The sequence below is a fragment of the Acinetobacter sp. YH1901141 genome, from assembly GCF_013416935.1.
GTDB lineage: Bacteria > Pseudomonadota > Gammaproteobacteria > Pseudomonadales > Moraxellaceae > Acinetobacter > Acinetobacter towneri.
In genome coordinates, this window is record NZ_VPEY01000054.1 from 1 (window position 1) to 5,215 (window position 5,215).

The following is a 5,215-nucleotide window of genomic DNA, read 5'->3' on the forward strand; positions in this document are numbered from 1 at the left end:
CTAGACAAAATGACACCAAATGAGTTTTACTATGATCAGCTACCCCAACAAAACAAGGTGGCTTAACTAGAGCGGAATATCACTTATAAATACGCTTTTAGTTGTTCAAACAAGTGGAACCACCTCTGTTTGTAATGATATTTTATAAAATTCAATATTAGATCTGCAGAGAAAAACTTATCAAACTAAGTATTGGCTAGTCTTTTTCTTCGAAAAACTTATCAAACGAAGTATTAAGTTAATCTTTTTCTTCAACTTCTTCCTTAAACTCAAACAAATCATTCATCGTACAGTTAAAGTACTTACACAACTTATCGGCGACTGGTAATTCAATACGTACAGCACGGTCATAATACATACTTGTGAGCGTGTTGCGATTGATACCTGTTGCATGCACCACTTCACTTAATTTTAAAATTTTTCTATCGCCCATGAGGCTAGATAACTTACAAGTAATCATATTTAAATTAATTTACAAAAAATAACTTGCTGTGGGTTATTTGAAGTTGTTGACTGAGTAATACTTTGCTAAAATTAACCTACAGCAGGTTATTACAACTTATAGAAAGTATATTTTATCCATTTCAACTAAATTATAACTTTTTAAATATAAGGATTGAACCTGCATTAGATTATTTTGTGGAGATGACCGCCGTGTTACCAAATGAGTTATTGATCAGCCAGCAAGCTCGTGACTTAGGAAATCAATTAATTAAAGAAATGAACATCAATAGAAGTTATGGAATGGCTAATTTTCTTGGAGTAAATACTTGCTATGATAATCATCAGGCTGTACTTATTTGGACATTTCAACTGCTTGAAAGGGAACCTGCCTTAAATGAATTAGCAGAAATTAAAAAATATTTTCTTTTAATCTTTCCAGATAGTGTTTATCAATTAGCCTAAGTTGTTTTTAAAATTAATTTATTAAATAAAAAGCACTAAATCAAAGAAAGCTTTATTTAAAAATACCTATTAATTCAAAAACATACCATTTACTGAATATATGAAGCATAGGTTCCTGCTCTATCACTCACTCGTACTAAAATTACATCGCTCTTTTTACTGATACTAAACAATTTATGTCCACGCCACGTTCTGCGGCTTCGAGGGCTAGTTTTTGTTGAACCACTGAGAACAAGGACAACAAACTGCCTACTATATTTTCCCGGAGAGTGGTGTAGGAACTTTTTCATTATTGCTAATCATATCAGCGACAACATCAGCAACGAGCTCCTCTATTCCTGAGAATGCTTTAGACTGATCCGCATCAAGCCAAGACAATGATGGAAACTCAGCACATCATTCGTTTAAGACCTATTTTAATGACGGCACTGGTCGCAAGTTTAGGTTTTATTCCAATGGCGTTAAACACTGGAATTGGTGCAGAAGTACAACGACCACTAGCAACAGTTGTTATCGGCGGTATTGTATCTTCTACAATTTTAACTTTGTTTGTATTGCCTATTTTATATCAATGGGCGCATGGCTCTGAGAGTAGCAAACAGCAATCCGACGAAATTTAAAATCAAAAAAAGCAGCTTAATTACTAGGTTATGCCTAATTAAGCTGCTTTTAATATTGTATGCCCAACATTTTATTGATAAAGCTTACTGCGCTTCATCCCGACAATTTTCATTTAAAAACTCAAACTCTATCGTTGTATGCGATAAATGATAGGAAGATAATTTAGCTGCAACTTCTTGTTTAAGCCTAATTAATTCTTTAACGTCAAAGTTGTCACTCAGCTCAAGGTGCGCTGTTAAAACGTGACTTTCACCATCTAGTGACCAAAAGTGCATGTGGTGGATACCATTAACTTCAGGAAATTCCATTAGTGATAGTTTAATACGCTTTTGAGTCTCTTTATCGGGTGCAGCTTGAAGAAATAAAACGAGTGTTGATTTCAGGTTTTTGAAAACATTAAACAAGATGAACAGCGTGAACCCTATTGATAAAAGGGGATCTAATATCGGCAGTTCAGCGAACAACAGTACGATAGAGACTATAAGAACGGCAACCCATCCAAGTACATCTTCAAGAAGGTGCCATGTCAGCACTTTCTCATTTAATGTTTCACCCGCTTTTAATTTTAATACAGCATATCCGTTAACGGCAACGCCGAGTATCGCTAGCCCTAACATCCCCTCGACTACAGGCATTTCAGGATTGGACAGCTTTGGAATTGCTTCAAATAAAATCCAAATTGAGCCAATGATTAAAACAATACTGTTTATCAATGCGCCAAAGAGAGTAAGTCTACGATAACCATAACTAAACTTATCTGATGCTTCTTTATCTGAAAAACGACTTAAAATCCACGCAAAACCTATTGAAAGACTATCACCAAGATCGTGAACTGCATCTGCCATTATCGCCGTACTGTTAGTGAGCCAACCACCTATAAATTCGATAATAGTGAATGTCACATTAAGGAAAAATGCCCAACCAATACGGTCATCTTTACCATGTTGATGACTATGATTATGGTTGTGCATTTTGTACCTCTAGTACTTTTCTATTTCTTAGTTTTGATACATTCATATTAATCAAGTGACGTATCAAGCGTTGATATATCCAGCGTTTGAACCCCGACAAGTTAGTCCCTTTTTCGAGATAGAACTCATCAGGGGAATCATAAAGCCCAAAGTCATCATGAATACCTTCTTTTTGAATATAGGTATTTTCTCCACGCCAATCTGTATCTGGTGATGAAAAGCACTTTGTTGCAACACCATAACCACAAAAATCATCTTTTACAAACTGATAAGCGGCACCAATTTTGTTGAAGTTATCCAAGTTTTTCCACCTACGTTGATCGATCAAGGATTGGATATCTTTGTGTTCAAAATTAACGATATTCGTATTGTTTAAATATTTCTCAGTCATTTTTTATATATCCTTTTCGTTGCATACTTATACTATAGACTCTATAGTAACTATAGAGTCAAATGTCTGGGGGAAATTGATGAAAATAGGCGAATTGTCAAAAAAATCGGGCTGTTCAATACAAACGATTAGATATTATGAAAGAGAAGGATTACTGTTAAATCCAAATCGTTCAGAAGGTAATTTCAGGCTGTATGATAGCAAAGCACTTAAACAATTGGAATTCGTAAAGCATTGTCGCAGCCTAGATATATCACTCAATGATATTAAACGTCTTATCGAATTAAAAAATAAGCCAGAAGAAAGCTGCTCTAGCGTTAATGCATTAATTGATCAGCAACTTGCACTAGTGAATAAACGCATGAAAGAATTAAGGGCGCTTAAAGCTGAATTACAACAAATGGCTAGTGCTTGTGGTTCGAACAACCCAACATACTCATTATATTCTGCTGACCATGTAACACGGCAAGTATATTGTTTACTATCCATTTGAAACCCCATAATGTTTTAAGTCTATGTATAAAAGTACGATTTTCACTTAGCAGTACTTAAATAATCACCCCACCACTGCATCATTTCAGTCCGCTGGGCTAAATAGTCAGCGTGATTATAGCTGGCACGGGTACGGTTCTTATCAATATGTGAAAGTTGTGCCTCAATCCAGTTATCCTGGAACAAACCTGAGTCATTCAAAATGGTACTAAAAGTGGAACGTAGTCCATGAGAGGATAATTGATGTTTTCCATAGCCCATCTTACGTATAGCCATATTTAATGTATTAAAATGAATCGGTTGATTATGTTTCCGTGGGCTAGCAAAAATGTACTTTTCACCGTATGACCATTGCATGACGTCTTTTAAAATATCTAAAGCCTGATCTGAAAGTGGAACTAAGAAGTCGGGAATCTCATGGCCTAATATGACTTTTCGTCGAAACTGTTTAATATGCAAGGCAGGTATTTTCCAGACTTTTTCATTTAAATCAAAATGATGAGGCTCAGCCAATAACAATTCAGCCCCTCGCACGCCAGTATGTAATTTGAACAGCAGTGCTTTTTTAATAATCGGATGGGCATCCAATTTTTGTAATTTATACTTAAAATCAGATATATCCTCCGCTTTCAAATACGGATAATTTTTCTTGATTTTACTGTTAATGGCGATTTTATTTAAACCATGCGCGATGTTGAATTCACAATAACCCATCGCTACAGCGTAGTCATAAATTTGGTTCAAATAACTACAAGCTTTCTTGACAGGTTCTTTTACTTGGCGTCCCTCTATTTTTTTGATTACTGAAACCAGGTCATAACGCTTGATGTTTTGAAAAGGTAGATCCTGAAGGTCTGGATAAATATCTTGCTGTAAGCATCTTTCTGCTAACTGTAGTACACCACAGCGGGGTAGATCGTTGAAGGCATTTTTCAGTTTGAACTGTAACCACTCCTCCCCGACCTTACCAAAGGTGATGACATTAGAGGCAGTATCTTGTTCAAAACAGAAATCATTGTCTTTAAAGTCATCTCTGACTTGTCGTGCCTTTTTCAGCGATAAATCAGGATAACGACCTAACTGAATGCGTCGACGTTTTTTAGTTTGTGGATCTGTATAGCGATAGCACCAAGATTTTCTTCCACTCGGCTCAATCTTCAGGCTAAGCCCATCTTCATCGGATAAAAAACTGGTTTTTTCCTTACAATGAGCTTGGCGAACTTTAATTTCAGTAAGACTCATGGAATTTAAATGAAACCTAACAATGGGTTGATTGGATCAATTATATCAAAATAGAACGCTTTATGTATGATGCGTACACTACGCATCATATATATTTGTAATATATTGTTTTATATATTTAATATTTTAAGTATTTGTATTTTAGTAACCATTATAAGTACCACCTCTTCTTTAAGTTCCCAACAACTCACTTTTTCTGTCATCAATGTTAAATAAGTCTTGTGCTTTAAATTCTTAGATGACCTCCTCTACCCTTTATTATCATTTTTATAAAAGTAACTATATGTACTCATTAAAATTTGTAGAGCTCAAAAACAAAAAAGACCGCTATATAGCAGTCTTTTAACTTAATTAAATAATAATTAATTCATTTTCATCATAAGTGCATAAGCATCACGTTTGTTTTGACGCAATGATTCTATCTCGGACTTCGTCAGCTGTTTTACGAGAGTAATTAACTATAACTAAAAATATAGACAAATATTTGCATAAGTTCTCATTTTGTCTATGTCGATTCAGTAGTGGCAAGGTGGGTATTTATTAGAGATTTAAATGATTATCTTTTGTATTTTAGGTGAGTGTCTTGGTATAT

At 34.9% G+C, this 5,215-nt stretch carries 6 protein-coding genes and 2 pseudogenes; 3 read left to right on the plus strand and 5 right to left on the minus strand.

Going from position 1 to position 5,215, the window contains the following annotated elements; translation table 11 throughout:
• Nucleotides 1-238 precede the first annotated feature (238 nt).
• Nucleotides 239-460, minus strand: a complete 222-nt coding sequence (locus FTV52_RS14150) for a helix-turn-helix transcriptional regulator (protein WP_004658364.1) — start codon at nt 458-460, stop codon at nt 239-241.
• A 194-nt stretch (nt 461-654) separates the two neighbouring features.
• Here FTV52_RS14150 and FTV52_RS14155 point away from each other — a divergent pair, with 194 nt between their 5' ends.
• Nucleotides 655-906, plus strand: a complete 252-nt coding sequence (locus FTV52_RS14155; RefSeq protein WP_004658363.1) for a hypothetical protein — start codon at nt 655-657, stop codon at nt 904-906.
• A gap of 252 nt (nt 907-1,158) precedes the next feature.
• Here FTV52_RS14155 and FTV52_RS14160 read toward each other — a convergent pair.
• Nucleotides 1,159-1,302 (minus strand): annotated as a pseudogene (locus FTV52_RS14160) (antitoxin HicB); the annotation flags it as partial.
• On the opposite strand from FTV52_RS14160, the pseudogene FTV52_RS14165 reads away from it, so the two are divergent.
• Nucleotides 1,302-1,526: pseudogene (locus FTV52_RS14165) on the plus strand (efflux RND transporter permease subunit); the annotation flags it as partial. The pseudogenes FTV52_RS14160 and FTV52_RS14165 sit on opposite strands and share 1 nt — an antisense overlap.
• Nucleotides 1,527-1,610: 84 nt before the next feature.
• Here FTV52_RS14165 and FTV52_RS14170 read toward each other — a convergent pair.
• Nucleotides 1,611-2,498 carry a cation diffusion facilitator family transporter gene (locus FTV52_RS14170; protein WP_127800877.1) on the minus strand — a complete coding sequence of 296 codons (888 nt, stop codon included), beginning with the start codon at nt 2,496-2,498 and terminating at the stop codon, nt 1,611-1,613.
• Nucleotides 2,485-2,889, minus strand: a complete 405-nt coding sequence (locus tag FTV52_RS14175) for a hypothetical protein (RefSeq protein WP_163146585.1) — start codon at nt 2,887-2,889, stop codon at nt 2,485-2,487. Before FTV52_RS14175 ends, FTV52_RS14170 begins: the two co-directional genes overlap by 14 nt.
• A gap of 79 nt (nt 2,890-2,968) precedes the next feature.
• On the opposite strand from FTV52_RS14175, the gene FTV52_RS14180 reads away from it, so the two are divergent.
• Nucleotides 2,969-3,382 (plus strand): Cd(II)/Pb(II)-responsive transcriptional regulator, encoded by a 414-nt coding sequence (locus tag FTV52_RS14180; RefSeq protein WP_005245163.1) that lies wholly within the window; start codon nt 2,969-2,971, stop codon nt 3,380-3,382.
• A gap of 41 nt (nt 3,383-3,423) precedes the next feature.
• Here FTV52_RS14180 and FTV52_RS14185 read toward each other — a convergent pair whose 3' ends face one another.
• On the minus strand, nt 3,424-4,623 hold the full coding sequence (locus FTV52_RS14185; RefSeq protein ID WP_005245164.1) for an integrase arm-type DNA-binding domain-containing protein: 1,200 nt from the start codon (nt 4,621-4,623) through the stop codon (nt 3,424-3,426).
• Nucleotides 4,624-5,215: the final 592 nt, after the last annotated feature.

Excerpts from the sequence above, each read along its gene's own strand:
- FTV52_RS14170 (WP_127800877.1), bottom strand. The coding sequence starts at position 2,498 with ATGCACAACCATAATCATAGTCATCAACATGGTAAAGATGACCGTATT.
- FTV52_RS14175 (WP_163146585.1), bottom strand. The coding sequence starts at position 2,889 with ATGACTGAGAAATATTTAAACAATACGAATATCGTTAATTTTGAACAC.
- FTV52_RS14185 (WP_005245164.1), bottom strand. The coding sequence starts at position 4,623 with ATGAGTCTTACTGAAATTAAAGTTCGCCAAGCTCATTGTAAGGAAAAA.
- FTV52_RS14180 (WP_005245163.1), top strand. The coding sequence starts at position 2,969 with ATGAAAATAGGCGAATTGTCAAAAAAATCGGGCTGTTCAATACAAACG.
- FTV52_RS14150 (WP_004658364.1), bottom strand. The coding sequence starts at position 460 with ATGATTACTTGTAAGTTATCTAGCCTCATGGGCGATAGAAAAATTTTA.